Below are 20071 nucleotides of genomic sequence, written 5' to 3' on the forward strand. Positions count from 1 at the left end.
AGCGACGCAGTGACATGCACCATCATGCGGCTCCGGCGACAGTTGAGCTATCGGTGCGCGCGCAGTGTGGATGTAGGACAGAGATTAGTTCTTCAAGAACCAAAGTGCTAAACTATCGCCCTTGCAAAAATGGAAGGCTACGAATGACCGCTCCCAAACTTCGCGCCGGCGCGCTGCATTGCCTGATCGAACCTGATCCGATGGCCAAGGTGGCGGCGGTGTACGCATTGGCTGACGCGGCGCAGCAGGGCATGTGCGTGCCCGATCCGCATACGGAGATGACGTCGTCGGCCGAGATTCCGGGCCGCCCGCAGCGGCCGGAACTGGTGCCGCCGCTGCAAGTCGGCCGCCGCGCCATGAATACGCCGGAGGGCCGCGCCATGTTGATCCACGCGCTGGCGCATATCGAATTCAACGCGATCAACCTCGCCCTGGACGCCATCTGGCGTTTCGCCGGCATGCCGCCCGAGTACTACACCGACTGGCTGCAGGTGGCGCGCGAAGAGGCTTACCATTTTTCATTGCTGGAAGAGCATTTGCAGCGTCTCGGCCACGGTTATGGCGACTATCTGGCGCATGACAGCTTATGGGAGATGGTGGCCAAAACCAGCGACGACGTGCTGGCGCGCATGGCGCTGGTGCCGCGCACGCTGGAGGCGCGCGGCCTGGATGCCAATCCGCCTCTGCGCGCCAAGCTGGCCCAGGCCGGCGACAAGGAAGCCGCCGCCATCCTGGACATCATCTTGCGTGACGAAATCGGTCACGTGGAGATCGGCAACCGCTGGTACGGCTACCTGTGCCGCCAGCGCGGGCTGGAGCTGATTCCAGCCTACGCCGACCTGGCGCGCCAGTACAACGCGCCAACGCCGCGCGGACCGTTCAATCTGGAGGCCCGACGGCAGGCCGGCTTCAGCGAAGCGGAACTGCTGGCGTTGACACAGCAGGGCTAGCCGTTTCGCCGGAATCGCGCGCGGCCATGCGGCGGCGCTTGTCCGCATCCACGGCCGCGTTCAGATCCTGCGGGAAGTCGTCAACATGCACCGACAGGTCGGTGTAGCGGGCGAAATCGGACATGGCGCGGCGTTCCTCCGGCGTCATCAGGCCTTGCGCGGCGGCGCGGGCGATCCAGTGTTCCATCTCCGGCAGGCTCTGCGGAATCGGCGCCAGTTCACCGGATTTGATGGCAGGCTTGAGGCGGTGCTCGATGCCGTCCACCATGTACAGCAAGCCGAAGGCGAGCTCGCCGCAGGCCACCGGATCGCGCAGGTCGTCGGCCAGGAAGCTGTCGGCCAGCAGGCGTTCGCGGGCGTCGCCGTGGGTTTGCAGGGCGACTGCGACCTGGGCGCCGATCTTGTCCGACGGCGGCGCATACGGCAGGCCGAACGGGAAGGCCAGCAGACGCGCCAGCCAGGCGGCGGGGCGGCTCGGGAAGTTTTCCAGCACACCGTCCAATGCGGTCTGCGCCTTGTGCAGCGCATCCTGCACCGACCAGTGGACGTAGGGCGCATCTTCTTCGTGGCGGCCGTCGTCCTCGTAGCGTTTCAGCGTCGCGCTGATCAGGTACATCATCGACAGCGCATCACCCAGGCGCGACGAAATGCGTTCACGGCGTTTCAGGTCGCCGCCGAGCGTGAACATCGACAGGTCGGTCATCAGCGCAAACACGGTCGACAGGCGGCCAACTGCGCGGTAGTACGGCGCCATGTCTTCGTCGGCGCGCTCCGGCACCGGCGCCGTCAGGCCGCCGGTCAGGCTGTACCACAGCGAGCGGAAGGCGTTGGCGCAGGTAAAGCGCATGTGGCCGAAGAAGGCGGCGTCGAAGTCCACCAGCCCCTTGCGCTGGTCGGCATCGGCGGTCGAGCGCATTTCCTTCAGCACGTAGGGATGGGCCCGGATCGCGCCCTGGCCGAAGATGATCAGGCAGCGCGTCAGGATGTTGGCGCCTTCCACCGTGATGGCGATCGGAATCTGCTGGTAGGCGCGCGCCAGGAAGTTGGACGGGCCCATGCAAATGCCTTTGCCGCCCAAAATATCCATGCCGTCATTCACCACCGCGCGGCCGCGCTCGGTTACATGGTATTTGGCGATGGCGGAAATCACCGCCGGCTTCTCGCCCAGATCCACCGCCAGCGCCGACAGCTTGCGCGCCGCATCCATCATGTACAGATTGGCGCCCATGCGCGCCAGCGCTTCCTGCACGCCCTCGAACTTGCCGATGGCGGTATTGAACTGGCGGCGGATCGCGCAATAGGCGCTGGTGCCGCGCACCGCCAGCTTGGCCGTGCCGACGCTGGCCGACGGCAGCGAAATCGCGCGGCCGGCCGCCAGGCATTCCATCAGCATGCGCCAGCCTTTGCCGATCTGCCGCGGGCCGCCGATGATCCATTCCATCGGAATGAACACGTCCTTGCCGCTGGTCGGGCCGTTCTGGAACACGGCGTTCAGCGGCCAGTGGCGGCGGCCGATCACCACGCCCGGATGATCGGTCGGGATCAGCGCGCAGGTGATGCCGGGCGTGGCGTCCGGCGGCAGCAGCTTGTCCGGATCGGTGACGCGGAAGGCCAGGCCCAGCAGGGTGGCGATCGGCCCCAGCGTGATGTAGCGCTTGTTCCAGGTGATGCGCAGGCCCAGCGTCTCGCGGCCGTCGTGCTGGCCCATGCAGACCACGCCGGTGTCGGGGATGGCGGCGGCGTCCGAGCCGGCATACGGGCTAGTCAGCGCGAAGCAGGGGATTTCCTCGCCCCTGGCCAGGCGCGGCAGGTAATAATCTTTCTGCTGATCGGTGCCGTAATGCAGCAGCAGTTCGGCCGGGCCCAGCGAATTGGGCACCATCACCTGCACCGCCAGCGCCGAGCAGCGCGTCGACAGTTGCATCACCACCTGCGAGTGCATGTAGGCGGAGAAAGCCTTGCCACCGTAAAGCTTGGGGATGATCATGCCGAGGAAGCCCTTGTCGCGGGCGAACTGCCAGGCGGCGGCCGGCAGGCCTTGCCACACCTGCGTGGCTTCCCAGTCGTCGACCATCTCGCACAGCTGGCGTACCTCATTGTCGAGGAAGGATTGTTCCTCGTCGGTCAGCGTGGGGCGGCGGATCTGCATGAACTTGTTCCAGTCCGGGCGGCCGGAGAACAGGTCGGCGTCCCACCAGGTGGTGCCGGCTTCCAGCGCATCGCGCTCGGTGTCGGACATCGGCGGCAGGATGCGCTTGAATAGCGCATAAATATGAGGCGTAATCAGGCTGCGGCGCAGCGGCGCATAGGCGAGAACGACAACGATTGCGGCCAGCAAGGCCAAGGCTATCCATAGGATCATGATGATCTCCTTCCAGTTAGCCGGAAGATAACCCCTGCCTTGCCCCGCTACTGTACGCTAGCGCTCATAAAAGCGTATCGATGCCGGTGGTGGCGAAGCGCTCGCGGTAGACCTTGGGCGTGATGCCAAGCTTTTTCATGAACACGCGACGCATGTGGGCCTCGTCGCTGAAGCAGGCGCGGGCGGCGACGGTCTTCAGCGGCAGCGCCAGTTCGGCCAGCAGCTGCGTGGCGCGCTCGAAGCGGCACATCTCGATGAATTCCTGCGTGCTCAGGCCGACTTCCTGCTGGAATACGCGGGCGAAATGGCGCTCGCTCATCATGGCCTTCTGCGCCAGCTGCGAGACCGACAGGCGTTCGTGCAGGTTATCGAGTATCCAGTTCTGCAGCGCGCGGATATTGGGCCGCGTGGTGCGTTCGCTCAGCAAATGCGAGCTGAACTGCGACTGGCCGCCGGGACGCTTCAGGTACACCACCATCTCGGTCGCCACTTCCAGCGCCAGGTCGCGACCGTAGTCTTCCTCCACCAGCGCCAGCGCCAGGTCGATGCCGGCCGTGACGCCGGCCGAGGTCCAGACATTGTCGGAGCGGATGAAAATGGCGTCGGCATCGACTTCGATCGCCGGATATTCCGCCTTCAGCCGATCGGCCACGCTCCAGTGGGTGGTGGCGCGCTTGCCGTTCAACACACCGGCGGCGGCCAGGAAGAAGGCGCCCGAGCACAAGGCCGTCAGGCGCTGGATGCGCGGTGCGACGGCGGCGATCCAGTCGGTGATGGCGGCGCTGTTCACCAGCGCCTCCTGGATGTGGCGGGAACCGACGATGATGGCGTTGTCCGGCAAGGCCAGCGGACTGAGCGTTTTGGTGGCGTCGAGCGACATCAGCGTATCGGAGCGCACCGGGCCGGGCTGGTGCGAGGCGACGCGGACATCGTATCCCGGCCCCTTGCCGCGCCGCTGCAAATGCAGGTTGGCGTATTCGAACACGGACATGGGGCCGATCGCTTCCATCGCCTTAAAGCCGGGATAGACCACGATATCGACCGTGATCGCCAGCTTCGTTGGGGAGTCATTCATAAGTTGTTGCTGGAGGCTGCATGGAAAATCCGGTCATTATTGCACCAATTCCTGCCATTTTCATGCGCCTGCCTGTTCTTGCGGCGTGGCGGCCGGCACAATCCTCCCGCCAGATTTCCAACCATATGAGAGTAGATTCATGAAAACCAAAGCAGCCGTTGCATGGCGCGCCGGAGCGCCACTGACCATCGAAGAAGTCGACCTGCAAGGCCCGCGCGCCGGCGAAGTGCTGGTGGAGCTGAAAGCCACCGGCATCTGCCATACCGATTACTACACCCTGTCCGGCGCCGATCCGGAAGGCCTGTTCCCGGCCATCCTGGGCCACGAGGGCGCCGGCGTGGTGGTGGACGTGGGACCGGGCGTCACCACGCTGAAGAAGGACGACCACGTCATTCCGCTGTACACGCCGGAATGCCGCCAGTGCAAATTCTGCCTGTCGCGCAAGACCAACCTGTGCCAGGCGATCCGTTCGACCCAGGGCCGCGGTCTGATGCCGGACGCCACCAGCCGCTTCTCGCTGGACGGCAAACCGCTGTTCCACTACATGGGCACGTCCACCTTCTCGAATTACATCGTGGTGCCGGAGATCGCGCTGGCCAAGATCCGCGAAGATGCGCCGTTCGACAAGGTGTGCTACATCGGTTGCGGCGTTACCACCGGCGTTGGCGCGGTGCTGTTCTCGGCCAAGGTCGAGGCGGGCGCCAATGTGGTGGTGTTCGGTCTGGGCGGCATCGGCCTGAACGTGATCCAGGCGGCGAAAATGGTGGGCGCGGACAAGATCATCGGCGTCGATATCAACCCGGCGCGCGAAGACATGGCGCGCAAGTTTGGCATGACCCACTTCATCAATCCGAACCAGGTCGAAAACGTGGTCGACCAGATCGTCCAGCTGACCGACGGCGGCGCCGACTACAGCTTTGAATGCGTTGGCAACACCACGCTGATGCGCCAGGCGCTGGAATGCACGCACAAAGGCTGGGGCCAGTCGTTCATCATCGGCGTGGCGGCGGCCGGCCAGGAAATCTCCACCCGTCCGTTCCAGCTGGTGACCGGCCGCGAATGGAAAGGCTCGGCCTTCGGCGGCGCGCGCGGCCGTACGGACGTGCCGAAGATCGTCGACTGGTACATGGAAGGCAAGCTGAACATCGACGACCTGATCACCCACCGCCTGCCGCTAGAACGCATCAACGAAGGTTTCGACCTGATGAAGAGCGGCGAGTCGATCCGCTCGGTTGTACTGTATTAATCAGTGAACTGCGCCGGCCGTGCAACGCGGCCGGCGCAGGTTTTGTTGAAATCCCTACAATAGCCAGGGCAAATTTTCAAGAGACATGAGTCTTGGTCGATTTTTAGCCGAAACTCCAGTATATTTTCCATCAAGCATTCCACCAGTTTCACCTCCGTTCTCCTCCGCCACGTCGTCAAAGGGAACTTCATGAACTTCGCAAACCTGAAAATTGGCGCCAGGCTCGGTCTGGCGTTTGGGCTGGTGGTGGTGCTGTTGCTGCTGGTTGTGGCGGTCGCGCTGGAACGCATGGCGATGGCCGAGCAGCGCATGCGCAACATGATCGATGACCGCTACTACAAGATCGAGCTGGCCACGACGGTCAAATACAATGTTGCCGTCATCCACAAGCATATGCGCAATGCGGCGATCGCCACTGGACCGGCCGCGGTGCAGAGCGAAACGGCGGCGATGAACGCGTTGCGTGCCGCCAACAAGGATCTGCTCGACAAATTCGACAAGGTCATCAACGTGCCGCAGGCGCGGGAACTTTTCACCTCCATTATGACGGCGCGCGGACGCGACCTGGAAAATCAGCGGGCGCTGCTCAAACTGCTGGCTGAACAGCAGCCGGAACAGGCACGGGCACTGCTGGCCGGCGATATCGCCGCCTCCGAAAAGCGCTACGTCGAACTGCTGAATCAAATGACCAACCTGCAACTGGAGCGCATGAACGCCGAGGCGCATCTCACGCGCGAAAGCTTTGGCCAGGCACGCGGCGTCATGCTGGGCATCGCCGCGCTGACCGTTATCCTGACGCTGCTGATCGCCTGGCGCGCCAGCCGCAGCATCACCGTGCCGCTGACGGAAGCGGTCGGCATGGCGCGCCGCGTCGCCGAAGGCGATTTGTCGGCCCGTATCGAAGTCAGGTCGGCCAATGAAACCGGGCAGTTGATGCGCGCGCTGCAGGAGATGACCGACAGCCTGACCAGAATCGTCAGCCAGGTGCGCAGCGGCACCGACACCATGGTGACGGCCTCGGTGCAAATCGCCACCGGCAATCTCGACCTGTCGGCGCGCACCGAGCGCCAGGCCAGCGCGCTGGAAGAAACCGCCTCGTCGATGGAAGAGCTGACCAGCACGGTGCAGCAAAACTCGCACAACGCCCAGCACAGCATCCAGCTGGCGCAGAATGCGGCCGAGGTGGCCGTCAAGGGGAAGAGGGTGGTCGGCCAGGTGGTGGACACGATGGGCGGCATCAACGCCGCATCGCGCAAGATCGTCGACATTATCGGCGTGATCGACGGCATTGCGTTTCAGACCAATATTCTGGCGCTGAACGCCGCCGTCGAAGCGGCGCGGGCCGGCGAACAGGGGCGCGGCTTCGCCGTGGTGGCCTCCGAGGTCCGCAATCTGGCCCAGCGTTCGGCGGCCGCAGCCAGGGAAATCAAGGAATTGATTGGCAACTCCGTGGAACAGGTGGCGAACGGCGCTCAACTTGTGGCCCAAGCCGGCAGTACGATGGACGAGGTGGTCGAGAGCGTGCAGCGCGTGGCAAGCATCCTCGGCGATATCGGCCATGCCAGCGCGGAGCAAAACCACGGCATCGCCCAGATCAACGAAGCGATTATCCAGATGGACGACGTCACCCAGCAAAACGCGGCGCTGGTCGAGCAGGCGGCGGCAGCGGCGCAAAGCATGCGCGAGCAGGCAACTTGCCTGTCGGAAGCTGTTGGCGTCTTCCGTTTGAGCGAAGGGAGTAGAATAACTCAAGCCTTAACCCTCAGGAGCGTGTCATGACCACAGCGTCGCCCTTTGTACATTCCTACCTGTTTGTTCCCGCCAACCGGCCGGAGCGTTTTTCCAAAGCTATCCAGTCTGGCGCCAATGCCGTCATCATCGACCTGGAAGACTCGGTCGGCGCCCAGGACAAGTCCGAAGGCCGCAACAGCCTGACCAACTGGCTGGACAGCGCCGAGGCGCGCGAAAGCGCCGTGCCGATCCTGGTCAAGGTGAACTGTGTCAACTCCGGGTGTTTTGGCGAGGACCTGCGGGCCTGCCGCCGGCCCGACGTCGCCGGCCTGGTGCTGCCGAAGGCCGAGCGGGTCGATGATATCGCCAGCGCGTCGGCGGGCGCTCCCGTCTATCCGCTGGTCGAGACGGCGCTGGGGTTCTCGCGCGTCAACGACCTGGCACGGGCGCCGCGCGTACAGCGCCTGTTGTTCGGCGCGATCGACTTCAAGCACGACATGGGAATTGATGGGGATCGCGATGAGCTGCTGTTCTTCCGTTCGCAGGTCGTGCTCGCCTCCAAGATCGCCGGCATACTGAGTCCGGTGGACGGCGTCACCACCGAGATCGACGACCTGGAGAAAATCGCGGACGACGCGGCGTACACCAAGCGCCTGGGTTTCGGCGGCAAGTTGTGCATCCACCCGAACCAGGTGCCGATCGTCAACCGCACCTTCGTGCCGTCCGCCGACGAGCTGAAATGGGCGAACCGCATCCTGGCCGCCGCGGAAGCATCGCGCGGCGGCGCAGTGGCGCTCGATGGCCGGCTGATTGACCGGCCGATGGTGCTGACGGCCAAACGCATCATCGAGGACTCCCGGCGTCGCGGGCCGATGTAGCGTTTGACCGTCGCGTCTTACAGCGCGATATCCGGCACTTTTTTCACCTGGCCAGGCTGCTCGACAGGCGTCAGGCCCGGGACGAAGCTGTCCAGGCTTGGCGAGGCGATCGTCAGCTGCAGCGTTTCAGCGGTGGCGGCCCAGGTGGTCGCCAGCAACTGCGGGTTCTCGTTCAGCTTTTTGCCGTACGATGGCACGATCTCGTGGATTTTCGCCTGCCACGCATCGGTCTTCATCCGATCCGGGAAGACTTTCTCCAGCAGCGACAGCATGATCGCCGGCGAAGTCGAGCCACCTGGCGAGGCGCCCAGCAATGCCGACACCGAGCGGTCTTCGGACACCACGACTTCGGTGCCCAGCTTCAGGACGCCGCCTTTGTCAGGCATGTTCTTGATGATCTGCACGCGCTGGCCCGCTTGCCACAGGCGCCAATCTTCGTCCTTGGCTTCAGGCATGTAGTGGCGCAGCGCCGCCATCTTGTCTTCGCGCGACAGTTCCAGCTGCTGCGCCAGATATTTGACCAGTGCGAACTCGTGGGCGCCGACCTGCAACTGCGGAATGATATTGGACGGCGTGGTGGCCTTGGCGATATCGAAATACGAGCCGTTCTTGAGGAACTTGGTCGACCAGGTGGCGAACGGTCCGAACAGCAGCACGGTTTTACCATCCAGCACGCGGGTATCCAGGTGCGGCACCGACATCGGCGGCGAACCGGTATCGGCCAGGCCGTAGACCTTGGCCAGGTGGCGCGAGGTGATGGCCGGATTGTCGGTCACCAGGAATTCGCCGCCGACCGGGAAGCCGCCGTATTGCTTCGCTTCAGGAATGCCCGACAACTGCAGCAGCGGCAGGGCGGCGCCGCCTGCGCCGATGAAGATGTGGCGCGCATCGATGGTCTGGACCTTGGATTTGTCCTTGATGTCGAAGGCCGAGACGCGCCACGAGCCATCGTTGTTGCGGGTGATCGAGCGCACTTCATGGCCGGTCGAAATCTTGCTCTTCTGGCTCAGATGCTGGTAGAACTGGCGGGTGATCGAACCCAGGTTGACGTCGGTGCCGAGCGGCGAACGGGTGGCGGTGACCATTTCGTCCGGCTTGCGGCCTTCCATCATGATCGGCACCCATTCCTTGATCTTGGCCGGATCGGTGGTCATTTCCATGCCGGCGAACAGCGGCGAGGCCTTCAGGGCGGCGACGCGCTTGCGGATGAACTCGCGGTTCTCCGGACCGAACACCAGATTCATGTGCGGCGTCGAGTTGATGAATTCGCGCGGATTGCCCAGCACGCCCTTGCGCACCTGGTGCGACCAGAACTGGCGCGAAATCTGGAAATTCTCGTTGATGCCGATGGCTTGGGTGATGTGCACGACGCCCTTGTCGTCCATCGGCGTGTAGTTCAATTCGCACAGCGCGGAGTGGCCGGTGCCGGCGTTGTTCCAGCCGTTGGAGCTTTCTTCCGCCACCTTGTCGAGGCGCTCGAACACTTCGAAGGTCCAGCCTGGTTCCAGCTCGGTCAGATAGACGCCGAGCGTGGCGCTCATGATGCCGCCGCCGATCAGCAGCACGTCGACCGAGCGGTCTGCCTTGTCGGCGCGGAACTGGCCGCCGAAGAACACCGAGTAACCGCCCCAGACGGCGGCGGCGCCGACAGCGGCCCCAATGAATTTGCGACGGGAGAAACGCGTGCCGCTGGCAGGCGCTGCTGTATTGTTGTTATGTGCTTCGCTCATGGGAGAGACCCCTCTAGTAAAGATTGCATGCGGCGGCCGCCGTCAAGCAAACGGTAGCGCGGGCGCAAACGGGTGAATTCGAGAATTTACTTTGCTGCAAGCGGCATAGCGCTGGTTGTATGCCGTGTTCTTGCAGACTACTGTCTCGCGTTGAGCAGAATTTTTTCCAGCGCACTTTTGAAGGCCAGCGCCTCCGGTTCGCTGAACCCCTTCAGCAACTGGCCGTAGACCTTGTGGATCGCGGCGTTGATCTGTGGGTAAAGCGCGGCGCCTTTTTCGGTCAGGGTAATATTGACCTGGCGCCGGTCGTCGCTGTCGCGCTCCCTGCGGACGATGCCTTTGAGCTCCATCCGGTCCAGCAAGCGCGACATCGGACCGGGTTCGATCCCGGCCAGCTGGCAAAATTCATTGACCGTTCGTGCCCGGTCACGCATCGCACCGACGACCACGACAAACTGCGACGCTGTCAGGCCCAACGGGAGCATTTCTTTATCGAGCGCGGCGAAGACCGCATTGCGGGCCTGGCTGATCAGAAAGCCAAACTGCCCATTTTGCAATTCTTCAACTGTTTGCATAAGTTCAAGCGACACTCGATGCGATGATCAGTCTGAATTATATTTACCTAGGCAATAGTTCACAAGTGTTTTCCCCTACGTGTTTTCCCTAGTCAAGGTTGGCAATAATGACGATGATGGATCAATCAATCTCACTTGCGCCCGTCATTTCAACGGAAATTTGGAAGGGGGAGGGGATTGCAGCATCTGATTTATTCGGCACTTCCCAGAAAGAGTGATCACGAACTGTAAAGTAATCTACAACAAGCCTGCGGGCGTGTCATCCAGTTGAAGTCCATCTTGTTACATGCTGTGTACCGCCAACTGGTACTTGACCAGACTGCCCCAGTCGCAATCCATGTTTGGGAAACTGATGGTTTCGGAGCCAAGCTGTAGCGTCACCTGTCCCCATTGTGGTTTGGCCTCGGTGACGATACGGTCTATCAGCGCGTGGCTGTCGGAAGCGAATGTTCGTAGCGCCCGTGTCGAATTTTCTTGCACCAGATGGGCGAGGAGGGCGAGGTTGAGCGGTGCTACGGCGGACAATGACGGCCAGATGTTGTCCGTGCCAAATCCGGCCCAGCAAAGCACGACGTCCACCACTTGAACATCCTCGACAAAATGCCCCAATGCGGCGGCCAAGATACTGTTCTGCTGTTCCTTGTCGAGTTTCCTGAAGTTTTGCAGTTGCTTGAGTCCTTCTTTGACACGCACTTCAACGCGCGTTGTCATGCGGGCGCCATCCGGCGCAATGGCGGCCTTGATCTGGACGTGTAAAATACAGTTCTCTGACTGCCGGTAGACCAATAAGTCGAACTCGCCTTTTCCCCAAGAATAATTTTGAACAACTTGCACGTCGGTTAAATGGTTAAATATCCGGACTGCCATCTCCGTCAGTTGCGGTTCCAGCAAAGGCGAAACGTGCTCGTCGAATTTTCGTTGATCGGTGTTCAGTACTGCGTACAGAATGTTCCGAGACGACATCATTCCACGCAAAGCCCACGGGTTGACCAGCAGTCGCGTGCCGACACGGCAAATGGGTGGGAAAAATCCTTCGCCACCATTGTCGATGTTGGGCGGTGAAATGGCATACACGTCCATCAGGGCGCCGTACTGATCAGTATTGAGGTCCGCGTACTCCATCACGGAGCGTGCCAAGGCATCCTCTTCAAGATAAGGCGCGACCCAATCATAAGGGTTGATCTGCATCTGGTCCTCCCTCTCTGGAAATTTTTCAAGATGCCGCCTAATGGCGTTGGACATGCCAATATGAACCGACGCGAAGCCGTGCCAAAAAGCGCGAAAACGCCGGAATTGCTCGGTGCTGACACCCAGTGCAAGCAACATTGCGGCATCGGACAATGGCGAACACTCCAGCGCTAAACGGACGAACGACTCCGCACATTTATACGTCATCTGCCTTACGACATCGAGTGAAGGTTCTTGTCCAGTGGCTACGCACTGGTCATAAAACGCGCAATAGGGATGCTGAATGTCGATTGTGATCGGCAGCGCCAGGCGACTGATGATGATGTCTTTTTGCTCCGCCTGCTGAATGGTCACCGTTTTCCACAGCAACGTGATTGAATCGTTATCCTTTTGAATGCTATAAAAGCCTCGCCAAGCAAAGGGAGCAATTTCGCAAAAATGCGCGTAGTCTAATAGCAGTTTTATTTCGTGCATCATCATCTGGTGATCCTCGCCGATGTCGACCTGATCATTTGTAGTATCGTCAGATGGGCAGTTGGAAAAGGTCTTCAACAGATAGGAAAAGCGCGAAACCAAAGAAGGCCCAACGTTCCCGTGCGGGGCGGCGTCAACCTTACTACACGCTGCATTGAGTAATCCACACAAATGGAGAAATGGAATCTTCACTGGGAGCGACTTGATTTTCAAGTTCTGTATCGCGGCGTCGAATGCGCCTTCAAAAACTTGCAGTATATTTTTTTCGGTTGCATTCATGTGTGTTGGCCGAGGTGCGTTTTGGACGATGCGTTGCATGTTGCATTGTGCGGCAATGATAATAACAGGGCAGATGCACCGGTTTGCAGTGGCACAGGATGAAAACGGGCGTGTAAAAAAGAGGATGATGCCAAATTCAATTTTACATAACGTAAATTGCTTGTGACGCTACCGTCGAAGTAGGACTGTAGGTACGGGCTTCCGCATTTTCAGGTGTCAAAAATAAACTGACACCGGCCACCAGCAGGGCGCTAGCCGCCGTCGCGGCCATCCGTTTCGAAAAAACCGTCCATAGCGATTCCTGACCGGCTTTCTCAGCGCGGTCAATGTCCGCAGCCATGATCACTTGCATCGTTTGATGCTCGTCGAATTCCAGCGCCATCGACACGGCCAAGCAGGTTTCGTTGTCCATGACGCGCCCACCTTTCAGGTACTGGTGCACCGCAGGTTCGCTCTTGCCGAGCTTCAGTGCCAGTGCTGCGTTGGTCTTCAGACCGTATTTTTCGCGCACAGCTTCTAAATATTTCACGCTTTTCATGTTCTGGCTCCTTGACAATCTTTACATCCGTAAAGTACTTTACGCCTGTAAAGTTTTCAGGTGTAAAGCTATGACGAATCCTATTGGTTTACCCAGTGTTGGTCAACAGCCAATTCTCTCGAATTGTCACAGTGTTGGTTCTTTGGGTTCCCAGTCGTTTTCGTGCTCGGCTTCGATGCGTTTGCTTCGCTCGTATTTGCGGCCCGCGTTGAACGCTAACACAGCAATAAATAGTGTTACCAAAAAATCTATCAGCATGTTGGTCATCAGCATGTCCATCGCAGCCAGCATGTGCGCCTTGATGAAGAAAATATCCATGAAATTGCCCGTTGGAAAAGATCAGTCGCAGTATGCCACAGGGGCGGCTGACGCCGACCTGTACGTCATTGAGGCGCGTGCCGTTGGCTCCCAGGATTGGTATTCCTTCAGCTCGGTGCCGGCGCCGGCTTCCGAAAATGCCGCCGATGTGAAGCGCTTGAACTCCAGCGATTCCTCGACCGTCTACCGCTCCGCCCTGGTGAGGGCCGGAGCATGACCACTCCGAACATGACCGATTTGCAGCTGGAAGAGTACATGGTACTCGTCGCCTCCAAGGTGGCCCAGCTGGGCATCCACTACGTCAATCGTCAGATTGCCTGGGCTGAAGAACAACTGCGCTTGCGGGGTGTCGTGTGAGTGCTGAACAGCTTGAGCGTATTGGTTCGGTGTGTGACGTGGTTCGTACTTGCTGCGTTGTGTTTTTGTCGCTGGTTTGGGCGATCCAGAACCGAGGTGATAAATGAGGGCCGGAGGTGCTGCACGTGCGTGCGGCGCAGCCGCGCGCGCGGGTAGTGCCGCAGGCTCCCCCCGTACTGTAATACGGGGGGAAAGTGACCACAGTCAGCGGCTGGCGATCATCGACTGGCTCCGTTTTACCTTCCTGCCTTCGATGTCCGCGCTCGATACGATGGAGCAGCTCAAGCGGTACTTCGCGCTCTGGTTTCCGCTGCCGGTGAATTTCATCCCTGCTGAGAAGGGGCTGTACGGCTACAAGCAAACCTATGACGTGATGGTCTGGAAGGATGCGCAACTGATTCGCGTGGCCATCGTCGGCATGGGCGGGACCAGTACCGGCAACACGATGATGGTGGACCTGTCCGGCAAGGGCTGTTCGTTGGTGAGTGACTGGCAGGCCGTCTACGCCACCATGCAGGATCTCGATGCGCGTATCACCCGTGCTGACACCGCGCTCGATCTCATGGAGGGCTTCACGCTCGATCAGTTCGACGATCTGTACAGGGCAGGGGAGTTCAACTGCGGTGGTCGCATTCCGACTCGGCGTTACATGGAGGGCGGTCACAGCGGTGATTTGCACGCCAATGGTCGGACGATGTACCTCGGGAAGAAGGCCAACGGTAAAGAGCTTTGCATCTATGAGAAGGGCAAGCAGTTGGGAGACTCCACCAGCGAATGGCTGCGTGTAGAGATTCGCTTCGGCAATCGTGACCGTGTTATTCCTCATGACATCGTACTCGATCCGACAACGTACTTCGCTGGTGGCTTCATTGCCCTGGAGACGCTGGTGGACACGATCAAGACCAAGATCAAGACCGAACAGCGCGACATCGTCAGCGAGGAGCGGACCATTGTGCTGAAGCGCCTGACGCATTATCTGACCGCTTCCTATGGCAAGACTTTATACCAGCTCGCGCACGAGCTGAAGATGGATTACAAGGCCCTTTACGAGCTGCTGAGAGTACCTGGTGTACCTGCCCGTTTAGAAAAATCCGTTGTGGCCGACGGCGTGAACCGGGCGCACGATCCTGCCCATTCTGAGGAGTAGTCTCATGTTGGTAAAAGCTGAAGCGACCGTTCGCGGCGCAAAAATGTTCAAAGGTCAGATGGATGACGGCAAGAAGATCGACAGCGGCAAACTGTTTGTCGAAATGGTGTTGAAGGAAAGCGATAACGCGTTCGGGATGTGCACCGAAGCGATGAAGTGCAAAGACTCGTCGGTGGTTGAGTCGATCAAGCATACGACTTTCCCGTTCATTGCTGAACTGGACATCGATGTGGTGAGCGGCTCCAAGGGCATGGAACAGGTCGTCCTGGCTGTGCGTCCTATGCAAGCAATCAAGGCTGCTGCGAAGGCCTAATTGTGGCCCAGGTGCTTACGAGGGTTCTAGTGTGTGTTCCTGGCAGTGGTGGTGGTCTGTATGTCGGGAGTACCAATGTTCGTTGTTCTGCACCTGATGGTACACAGGGAATCATTACCTACAGGGATGTCTACTTGTCGGACCAGCCTATTGTCGTCAGTAGTGGCGGCAGTTCTTCAGGAGGTAGTACGGCCGTGAACGTCAGCGCAGATATTTTCATTGGAGCTTTGCTTGTGCTGTGCTTCGCGCTCGGTTGGATCGCAGGAGGCCAGCGGTGAGCCATCTGTTCAGTGCATTGTGGCCTGTCGTGTTTCTGGCCGTCCTGTTCGTGTGCGGCATGTATTTAGTGCGGTATATCTTGCGTCGCTTCTTGGGGGGCAAATGAGCTCTTTTACCTACTTGCAGATTATTGCGCTGTGCTTCACTGCGTTCGGTGTTGGCTACGGCGGCGGATCGTTGGTTCGCATTGCTCGGCGTGCTGTCGAGACGTTAGATTAATTTCGTTGTGTTGAGCTGCGCTGGCCGCACAGCTCTCCTAAGTAGGCCTAACTTTTTGGAGTTTGTTATGAACAAAAATATTCAACGTGGTCTGGTTGCTGTTGGTGCGCTGATTCTGAGCGGTGTTGCGATGGCTGCTGATGCCGATCCTGGTCTGGACGCTATCAACGGCCTGACCGCTCGCGCCACCTCGTACATTACCGCTGCCGCTGCCGTGGCCGTCGTTGTTGCCGGTGGCTTCTGGGGCATCTCCTTCATGAAGAAGGCCTTCTCCCGCGCTGGTTAAGCCCTGGCAGTGTCCGGTTGTAGGGGCGACTAGTGCGCCCCTTTTTTATTGTTGCCGCATGTGGCGGCTTGCAGGTGGTTCAATGGCTAATCGTGTGTTTGTCTGGCTTTGCTTGTCGTTGGTTCTGTCACTTGTGTCACTTAGTGTTAATGCCGCTCGTTCTCTGTCGGTTGAAGTGCGTCGCATCGGTACTCTTCCTGAGTTCGCTCCGGCTTCGTGTGCCACTATTATCAAGTGGTTGGGTCCAGCTCAAACTCCTACACCTGAGTGCTTAGGACTTGATGAAGCTGTGAAGGCTGCGGATCCGAGTGCGCCTGCTGAGTTTACGTTAAACGCTCACAACGGGCCTTTTACGTCGTATGTGCATTCTCTTGGCTCTTGCAAAGCGGGGACCGACGCTGGTTCTGTTGACTTCATTCCATTGTCTTACGTTAGTCCAGACAATCCCGACCTAGTACTTCAGAAAATTCGCGATGCTGGTTCGATTACTGCGACTATCAAGGGTTGTGTCGTCGCATTTTCCGAGCAGGGTGGCTGCTTTATCCATGAGCCCGCTAACGGCGCTCGATTGAAGGAGTGCACGATTTATTTCAAAGAGACGGGAGCCATCGGTGGTGCTGATAATCCGCCGCCTTCTGACGCTCCTGCGTATTCCGGCACTGGTGGCTCGGGTGGCGGTGGTACAGGAGGTGATGGTACTGGCACAGGTGGCGGCGGAACTGGTGGCGACGGTTCTGGCGGGACAGGCGGCGGTGGCACCGGTGGTGGCGGTACAGGCGGTGGTGGAACAGGTGGGGGCGGTACTGGCGGCGATGGTACTGGGGGTGACGGAACAGGTGGAGGTGGTACGGGTGATACGCAGCAGAATTGCGGTGCACCTGGGCAGCCTGCATGCAAGATCGATGAAACCGGTACGCCCACTGGGTCTGGCTTGTTTGATGAATTGATGAAGCTGGTCGACGGGATCGGCACTGATCGTCAAAAGGGCCTTGATGATGGCAAGGCCAACGATGGGAAAGACACTTCGATTCCGTTCAGCGGCATTGATTTGCCTGCTGGTTCTTGCAGTGACCCTGTCGTGGAGTTTCCCTTCATAGCTCGCACTTTCGTTGTGCCGGTGTGCACTTACCTCGATACGTTACGGCCGCTGTTCACCGCGTTTTTTGGGTTCGCCTTTGTATTCGCCGTCATCTCGCTGATTGCGCGTACCACGTCTAAAAGCTGATAGGAGGGTTTATGCCTTTACTTGGAAATTTGATCGTCACCATCATCACCAGCTTGGTGGCCTGGCTGGCGAAATATCTCACGCAGAAGACCGCTGTGACCATTGCGATTGTCGCCGTTATCAGTGCGCTGCTGCTGGCCTTGTATGCGGCTGTGCGTGTGGCTATGAGCTCGGCTATCGCCGGCTTGGGTTCCGTCCACCCGATGTTTGCCGCTGGGCTGGCGATGGTGATTTCACCTGCTACGCAGCAGTGCATTACGGGTTACATTGCTATGTGGTCGTTGTGCGAGTTGTACAAGTGGAAGTTCACAATCATGCAGCTGTGGTCGAGGACTATATGATGCGATTTCTCGTTGACCATCTGGTCCTGATCGCGGTGTTTTTTGCCATCGTGTGGTTTGTCGTTAAGCACGTTGTTGCTGACCTTCCTGATGACGTGTTGTCGCAGGCTTACAAGCGCGTTAAACAGAAAAAGCTGGAGGAGGCCGAGCATGGCGGTGTACGCGATAACAGGTAAGCTCGGCAGCGGTAAGGGGAAGGCCGGTATTGACCAGATCCGGCGCTATCTTCGTGCCGGTAAGCGCGTTGCTACAAACTGCGATGTGTTCCTTGAACATCTGATGGCTGATACGAATAAGTCCGTTGTCACCCGCATTCCTGATAAGCCTTCTTCTGTTGACTTGTACATGATCGGCAGCGGTAACAGGTTTGTGGATTTTGAGCCGATCATCACGTCTGGTAAAAATGGCCTGGAGGCTTTGGCTCCTACGCCGAAGTTGTTGGCCGGGTTCGATGAATCTCATAATGGCGCGTTGGTTTTGGATGAGTGCGGGTCTTGGCTGAACACTCGCAACTTTCAGGACAAGGGGCGTGCTGAGCTGCTGGAGTGGGCGATTCATGGCCGTAAGTATGGCTGGGATATTTTCTTCATCATGCAGAATATCGCGCAGGTAGATAAGCAGCTTCGTGATAGCTTGCTTGAGTATGTTGTCCGACTAAACCGGCTTGACCGCATGAAGGTGCCGGTCGTCAGCGGCTTGCTGAAGGCGCTTACAGCTGGTGCCACTGAAGGTAACCTCCCTCGCGTGCATATCGGGGTGGTTCGGCTTGGGTCGCAGCCTGACGGCCTGGTAGCTGACCGGTGGGTGTTTAGGGGCGATGACCTCAATGACGCTTACAACACGACGCAGGTGTTTTCAGAGTCATATCCTCACGGCACGCATTGTCTGCTGTCGTCCTGGCATTTGTCTGCTCGCGTTGGCGTAGATCCTTCTTTCGTCGGTCCCCGTCTTGCTGGCCCAGCTGGTGTAGATCTTCTTCGGGGGCGCACGCCTCCACCTAAACCTCCTCATAAGCATATGACCAAATTTCTCATGTTCTCGATGCTGCTTGGTGTCGTGTTGGGCGGCTTCGCCGTTCGGGTGTTTGCGCCTCCGGTTGTGGTGGCTGGTGCTGCTAAGGTCGAACGTGTTGTGTCCGATAAGGTGAAAGGTGTCGGGTATGTTCGGCTGCCGAACCGGCATTTTCTTGTGACGTTGTCTGATGGACGCGTAGTCGAGCCAGTGAATATGGTGATGCTTGGTGGTGGTGCTTGGGAGGCTGAGGTATCGCCAGGCGAGTGGGTCAAGGGGGTGTTATGAAGCGGCTTTTGATCGTGGTGTTGTTGGCACCTTTGATGGCGTTTGGCGCTCCCGTGTCGTTCAATTTCAACGCGGTGCCGCTGGTGTCGTTTAGTCAGTCCGTGTTCAAGAACTTGCTGCACGTGGACTACGTTGTGTCGCCTGAAGTGCTGGCGATGGATCGCAAGATAACGTTGAGCGTCGCTGGCATCGATGAGGGTAAGACGCTGGACTTCGTCCAGGGCATTTTGAAGCAGCAGGGCGTCGGCGTGGATGTACGTGACGGCGTGTACTACCTCGTGCCGCTTGTGAAGGCTGTTGGCGATACTGAGGGCATCGTCGCGGCGGCAAAGCCTGTGCTGGTCCCTTCTGCTGTCTCTGCCGATGGTTCGGATCACGCTGGGGCCCTGGATGCGATGGTAGGGCGACGCCAGAAAGACGATGTTTCCGAGCTGTACACGCCTAAGAATCGTCCGAGCGATTTTCTGGTCGCTTTGGTTGGCGCGTCATTTGGGCCACGTGCGGCCGTGGCTGCCGGTGCTGATCTGCTGCTTACTGGCAGCCAGGACGATGTCGACAAGATGCGCAAGGTGCTGGACTCGGTCGATTCCATTCCGCGGCTGGTCGATGTCTCGGCCTCCTGGATCGAGGTGACTGGCAACGAGTCGGACGGGCGTGGTATTTCGGTCCTGGCTACTGTTCTCGGCGCGAAGCTGGGTGTGTCTCTTGGTGCCGTCAGTTCTGGTTCTGCGATCAGTTTGAAGGGTTCGCGGTTTGAGCTGGTCGTGGATGCCCTTAAGACGGATGGCCGATTTAAGCAGGTTTCGAATAGTAGGGTGGTTGGTGACGAGTATGAAAAGCTCGTGCTGACGGTCGGTGACGAGACGCCCACCATTTCCAGCACCGGCAAGGATAATTCCGGTAACACCGTCCAGAACATCGTTTATAGGCCGTCTGGTGTCATCGTGGACGTGTTGCCGAAGGTACTTGGCAGTGGTCGCATTCAGCTGGTTGTAGACGGCCAGATCAGTAATTTTAAAGCCACGTCGACCGGCGTTACCAATTCGCCTACGCTGATCAAGCGCCAGGTCAAGACCAAGGTCACGGTGCCGGATGGTGAGGTGCTGTTGATTGGTGGGTTGAACGACAATACCGCGTCGAATAACTCCTCCGCGTTCTCGTTTTTGCCTTCCTGGGCAGCTAAGTCCTCGTCCAGTTCGCGTACTGATCTCGTGCTGGTATTGAGCGCTAAGGTCGTTAAGACTGAATGACGCTTTGTGTT

Annotated in this window: 22 protein-coding genes; 15 read left to right on the plus strand and 7 right to left on the minus strand. The window is 59.1% G+C overall.

The window, feature by feature from the left end; translation table 11 throughout:
* The first annotated feature begins 143 nt into the window (after positions 1–143).
* Entirely contained in the window at positions 144–950 is an 807-nt protein-coding gene (locus tag GJ695_RS01340; RefSeq protein WP_154361807.1) for a ferritin-like domain-containing protein, read from the plus strand.
* Here the strand turns inward: GJ695_RS01340 and GJ695_RS01345 are convergent.
* Both GJ695_RS01345 and GJ695_RS01350 read right to left on the minus strand, forming a co-directional pair.
* Positions 910–3312, minus strand: a complete 2403-nt coding sequence (locus tag GJ695_RS01345) for an acyl-CoA dehydrogenase (protein WP_154361808.1) — start codon at positions 3310–3312, stop codon at positions 910–912. The two genes, GJ695_RS01340 and GJ695_RS01345, sit on opposite strands and share 41 nt — an antisense overlap.
* A 64-nt stretch (positions 3313–3376) precedes the next feature.
* Positions 3377–4387, minus strand: a complete 1011-nt coding sequence (locus tag GJ695_RS01350) for a GlxA family transcriptional regulator (RefSeq protein WP_154361809.1) — start codon at positions 4385–4387, stop codon at positions 3377–3379.
* Between the two features lie 139 nt (positions 4388–4526).
* On the opposite strand from GJ695_RS01350, the gene GJ695_RS01355 reads away from it, so the two are divergent.
* The 3 genes from GJ695_RS01355 to GJ695_RS01365 all read left to right on the plus strand — a co-directional run bounded on the left by GJ695_RS01355 (position 4527) and on the right by GJ695_RS01365 (position 8242).
* Positions 4527–5633: an S-(hydroxymethyl)glutathione dehydrogenase/class III alcohol dehydrogenase gene (locus GJ695_RS01355; RefSeq protein ID WP_154361810.1), complete on the plus strand. Its 1107-nt coding sequence runs from the start codon at positions 4527–4529 to the stop codon at positions 5631–5633.
* Between the two features lie 189 nt (positions 5634–5822).
* Positions 5823–7412 (plus strand): methyl-accepting chemotaxis protein, encoded by a 1590-nt coding sequence (locus GJ695_RS30435; protein ID WP_154361811.1) that lies wholly within the window; start codon positions 5823–5825, stop codon positions 7410–7412.
* The gene (locus tag GJ695_RS01365; protein WP_154361812.1) at positions 7409–8242 is read left to right on the plus strand and encodes an HpcH/HpaI aldolase/citrate lyase family protein; all 834 of its coding nucleotides are present in this window, start codon (positions 7409–7411) and stop codon (positions 8240–8242) included. Before GJ695_RS30435 ends, GJ695_RS01365 begins: the two co-directional genes overlap by 4 nt.
* A 17-nt stretch (positions 8243–8259) precedes the next feature.
* On the opposite strand, the gene mqo is transcribed toward GJ695_RS01365, so the two are convergent.
* The 5 genes from mqo to GJ695_RS01390 all read right to left on the minus strand — a co-directional run bounded on the left by mqo (position 8260) and on the right by GJ695_RS01390 (position 13344).
* A complete protein-coding gene (gene mqo / locus GJ695_RS01370) occupies positions 8260–9972 on the minus strand; it encodes a malate dehydrogenase (quinone) (RefSeq protein ID WP_154361813.1) in 1713 nt (570 codons plus the stop codon).
* A gap of 137 nt (positions 9973–10109) precedes the next feature.
* Positions 10110–10547 (minus strand): MarR family winged helix-turn-helix transcriptional regulator, encoded by a 438-nt coding sequence (locus GJ695_RS01375; RefSeq protein ID WP_154361814.1) that lies wholly within the window; start codon positions 10545–10547, stop codon positions 10110–10112.
* Positions 10548–10829: 282 nt separating this feature from the next.
* Positions 10830–12488, minus strand: a complete 1659-nt coding sequence (locus GJ695_RS01380; RefSeq protein WP_154361815.1) for a hypothetical protein — start codon at positions 12486–12488, stop codon at positions 10830–10832.
* 142 nt (positions 12489–12630) lie between these two features.
* Positions 12631–13026: a Cro/Cl family transcriptional regulator gene (locus tag GJ695_RS01385; RefSeq protein ID WP_154361816.1), complete on the minus strand. Its 396-nt coding sequence runs from the start codon at positions 13024–13026 to the stop codon at positions 12631–12633.
* 126 nt (positions 13027–13152) lie between these two features.
* On the minus strand, positions 13153–13344 hold the full coding sequence (locus GJ695_RS01390; RefSeq protein ID WP_154361817.1) for a hypothetical protein: 192 nt from the start codon (positions 13342–13344) through the stop codon (positions 13153–13155).
* Here GJ695_RS01390 and GJ695_RS01395 point away from each other — a divergent pair.
* From GJ695_RS01395 to GJ695_RS01445, 11 genes are all read left to right on the plus strand, one after another.
* Positions 13343–13561, plus strand: coding sequence for a hypothetical protein (locus tag GJ695_RS01395; RefSeq protein WP_154361818.1), 219 nt, complete (start codon positions 13343–13345; stop codon positions 13559–13561). The genes GJ695_RS01390 and GJ695_RS01395 overlap by 2 nt on opposite strands.
* On the plus strand, positions 13558–13701 hold the full coding sequence (locus GJ695_RS01400) for a hypothetical protein (RefSeq protein WP_154361819.1): 144 nt from the start codon (positions 13558–13560) through the stop codon (positions 13699–13701). The genes GJ695_RS01395 and GJ695_RS01400 overlap by 4 nt, the downstream gene beginning before the upstream one ends.
* A gap of 253 nt (positions 13702–13954) precedes the next feature.
* Positions 13955–14848 (plus strand): replication initiation factor domain-containing protein, encoded by an 894-nt coding sequence (locus GJ695_RS01405; protein WP_166454986.1) that lies wholly within the window; start codon positions 13955–13957, stop codon positions 14846–14848.
* A 4-nt stretch (positions 14849–14852) separates the two neighbouring features.
* On the plus strand, positions 14853–15161 hold the full coding sequence (locus GJ695_RS01410) for a hypothetical protein (RefSeq protein WP_154361821.1): 309 nt from the start codon (positions 14853–14855) through the stop codon (positions 15159–15161).
* A 565-nt stretch (positions 15162–15726) separates the two neighbouring features.
* Positions 15727–15945 (plus strand): major coat protein, encoded by a 219-nt coding sequence (locus GJ695_RS01415; protein ID WP_154361822.1) that lies wholly within the window; start codon positions 15727–15729, stop codon positions 15943–15945.
* Positions 15946–16637: 692 nt separating this feature from the next.
* Positions 16638–16892: a hypothetical protein gene (locus GJ695_RS01420; protein WP_154361823.1), complete on the plus strand. Its 255-nt coding sequence runs from the start codon at positions 16638–16640 to the stop codon at positions 16890–16892.
* A complete protein-coding gene (locus GJ695_RS01425; protein ID WP_154361824.1) occupies positions 16892–17170 on the plus strand; it encodes a hypothetical protein in 279 nt (92 codons plus the stop codon). Before GJ695_RS01420 ends, GJ695_RS01425 begins: the two co-directional genes overlap by 1 nt.
* A gap of 11 nt (positions 17171–17181) precedes the next feature.
* The gene (locus GJ695_RS01430; RefSeq protein WP_154361825.1) at positions 17182–17511 is read left to right on the plus strand and encodes a DUF5455 family protein; all 330 of its coding nucleotides are present in this window, start codon (positions 17182–17184) and stop codon (positions 17509–17511) included.
* Positions 17508–17687 carry a hypothetical protein gene (locus tag GJ695_RS01435; protein WP_154361826.1) on the plus strand — a complete coding sequence of 60 codons (180 nt, stop codon included), beginning with the start codon at positions 17508–17510 and terminating at the stop codon, positions 17685–17687. The genes GJ695_RS01430 and GJ695_RS01435 overlap by 4 nt, the downstream gene beginning before the upstream one ends.
* A complete protein-coding gene (locus GJ695_RS01440; RefSeq protein WP_154361827.1) occupies positions 17662–18810 on the plus strand; it encodes a zonular occludens toxin domain-containing protein in 1149 nt (382 codons plus the stop codon). Before GJ695_RS01435 ends, GJ695_RS01440 begins: the two co-directional genes overlap by 26 nt.
* Positions 18807–20060 carry a type II secretion system protein GspD gene (locus GJ695_RS01445; RefSeq protein ID WP_154361828.1) on the plus strand — a complete coding sequence of 418 codons (1254 nt, stop codon included), beginning with the start codon at positions 18807–18809 and terminating at the stop codon, positions 20058–20060. Before GJ695_RS01440 ends, GJ695_RS01445 begins: the two co-directional genes overlap by 4 nt.
* Positions 20061–20071: the final 11 nt, after the last annotated feature.

The sequence above is a fragment of the Duganella alba genome (assembly GCF_009674495.1).
In the GTDB taxonomy this organism is placed as follows: Bacteria; Pseudomonadota; Gammaproteobacteria; order Burkholderiales; family Burkholderiaceae_D; genus Rugamonas; species Rugamonas alba.

Excerpts from the sequence above, each read along its gene's own strand:
- GJ695_RS01340 (WP_154361807.1), top strand. The coding sequence starts at position 144 with ATGACCGCTCCCAAACTTCGCGCCGGCGCGCTGCATTGCCTGATCGAA.
- GJ695_RS01345 (WP_154361808.1), bottom strand. The coding sequence starts at position 3,312 with ATGATCCTATGGATAGCCTTGGCCTTGCTGGCCGCAATCGTTGTCGTT.
- GJ695_RS01350 (WP_154361809.1), bottom strand. The coding sequence starts at position 4,387 with ATGAATGACTCCCCAACGAAGCTGGCGATCACGGTCGATATCGTGGTC.
- GJ695_RS01355 (WP_154361810.1), top strand. The coding sequence starts at position 4,527 with ATGAAAACCAAAGCAGCCGTTGCATGGCGCGCCGGAGCGCCACTGACC.
- GJ695_RS30435 (WP_154361811.1), top strand. The coding sequence starts at position 5,823 with ATGAACTTCGCAAACCTGAAAATTGGCGCCAGGCTCGGTCTGGCGTTT.
- GJ695_RS01365 (WP_154361812.1), top strand. The coding sequence starts at position 7,409 with ATGACCACAGCGTCGCCCTTTGTACATTCCTACCTGTTTGTTCCCGCC.
- mqo (WP_154361813.1), bottom strand. The coding sequence starts at position 9,972 with ATGAGCGAAGCACATAACAACAATACAGCAGCGCCTGCCAGCGGCACG.
- GJ695_RS01375 (WP_154361814.1), bottom strand. The coding sequence starts at position 10,547 with ATGCAAACAGTTGAAGAATTGCAAAATGGGCAGTTTGGCTTTCTGATC.
- GJ695_RS01380 (WP_154361815.1), bottom strand. The coding sequence starts at position 12,488 with ATGAATGCAACCGAAAAAAATATACTGCAAGTTTTTGAAGGCGCATTC.
- GJ695_RS01385 (WP_154361816.1), bottom strand. The coding sequence starts at position 13,026 with ATGAAAAGCGTGAAATATTTAGAAGCTGTGCGCGAAAAATACGGTCTG.
- GJ695_RS01395 (WP_154361818.1), top strand. The coding sequence starts at position 13,343 with ATGAAATTGCCCGTTGGAAAAGATCAGTCGCAGTATGCCACAGGGGCG.
- GJ695_RS01390 (WP_154361817.1), bottom strand. The coding sequence starts at position 13,344 with ATGGATATTTTCTTCATCAAGGCGCACATGCTGGCTGCGATGGACATG.
- GJ695_RS01400 (WP_154361819.1), top strand. The coding sequence starts at position 13,558 with ATGACCACTCCGAACATGACCGATTTGCAGCTGGAAGAGTACATGGTA.
- GJ695_RS01405 (WP_166454986.1), top strand. The coding sequence starts at position 13,955 with ATGTCCGCGCTCGATACGATGGAGCAGCTCAAGCGGTACTTCGCGCTC.
- GJ695_RS01410 (WP_154361821.1), top strand. The coding sequence starts at position 14,853 with ATGTTGGTAAAAGCTGAAGCGACCGTTCGCGGCGCAAAAATGTTCAAA.
- GJ695_RS01415 (WP_154361822.1), top strand. The coding sequence starts at position 15,727 with ATGAACAAAAATATTCAACGTGGTCTGGTTGCTGTTGGTGCGCTGATT.
- GJ695_RS01420 (WP_154361823.1), top strand. The coding sequence starts at position 16,638 with ATGGTACTGGCACAGGTGGCGGCGGAACTGGTGGCGACGGTTCTGGCG.
- GJ695_RS01425 (WP_154361824.1), top strand. The coding sequence starts at position 16,892 with ATGAAGCTGGTCGACGGGATCGGCACTGATCGTCAAAAGGGCCTTGAT.
- GJ695_RS01430 (WP_154361825.1), top strand. The coding sequence starts at position 17,182 with ATGCCTTTACTTGGAAATTTGATCGTCACCATCATCACCAGCTTGGTG.
- GJ695_RS01435 (WP_154361826.1), top strand. The coding sequence starts at position 17,508 with ATGATGCGATTTCTCGTTGACCATCTGGTCCTGATCGCGGTGTTTTTT.
- GJ695_RS01440 (WP_154361827.1), top strand. The coding sequence starts at position 17,662 with ATGGCGGTGTACGCGATAACAGGTAAGCTCGGCAGCGGTAAGGGGAAG.
- GJ695_RS01445 (WP_154361828.1), top strand. The coding sequence starts at position 18,807 with ATGAAGCGGCTTTTGATCGTGGTGTTGTTGGCACCTTTGATGGCGTTT.